Here is a 684-nt window from a genome sequence, read left to right as displayed (position 1 = left end):
TGTGCAAAACACGGTCGCCACCGTTCATCTTTCCCTCTCGTCGCCTGCGTAATGTTTCGGCCACGGTGCAACAGACACCGACCTGACAATAATCCGCTGCCGCACGAGACCTCCCGAATGAAAAAACTCTTCACTCGCTGTGCGTTAATCCTCACCGGTTGCGCGCTGCTCAGCGCCGGCGCCATGGCCAATGACGACGTGTCGTGCAAAACCGTGCGCATGGGCGTCGTCAACTGGACTGACGTCATCGCCACCAGCGGCATGGCCGACGTGCTGCTCAACGGCCTCGGCTACGAGAGCAAGCAGACCAGCGCGGTGCAGCAGATCATCTTTGCCGGTATTCGCGACAAGCGTCTGGACATCTTCCTCGGTTACTGGAAACCGGCGATGGACAACAACATCGCGCCGTTTCTCGCCGCCCATCAAGTCAAGGTCATGGACCAGCCGAGCCTGGCGGATGCGCAGGCGACGCTGGCGGTGCCGGATTACGTCGCGGCAGCCGGGCTGAAAACCTTTGCCGACATCGCCAGGTTCAAGGATCAGCTCGGCGGCAAGATCTACGGCATCGAACCGGGTAGCGGCGCCAACACCACGATCAACACCATGATCGAGACCAACCACTTCGGTCTGAAGGATTTCAAGATCGTCGAGTCGGGCGAGGCGGGCATGCTGGCCGCCGTGCAG

General features: G+C 60.8%; 1 protein-coding gene. It reads left to right on the top strand.

The annotated features are described in order from the left end of the window. Positions 1-117: 117 nt before the first annotated feature. A partial coding sequence (locus tag DBR24_RS10140) for a glycine betaine ABC transporter substrate-binding protein (protein WP_305888897.1) occupies positions 118-684 on the top strand: 567 nt, incomplete at its 3' end.

It is taken from the genome of Pseudomonas sp. HMWF006 (assembly GCF_003061205.1).
GTDB classification, from domain to species: domain Bacteria; phylum Pseudomonadota; class Gammaproteobacteria; order Pseudomonadales; family Pseudomonadaceae; genus Aquipseudomonas; species Aquipseudomonas monsensis.
The sequence above is the reverse complement of the archived record's forward strand: the minus strand, read 5'-3'. Positions and strand labels throughout refer to the sequence as shown.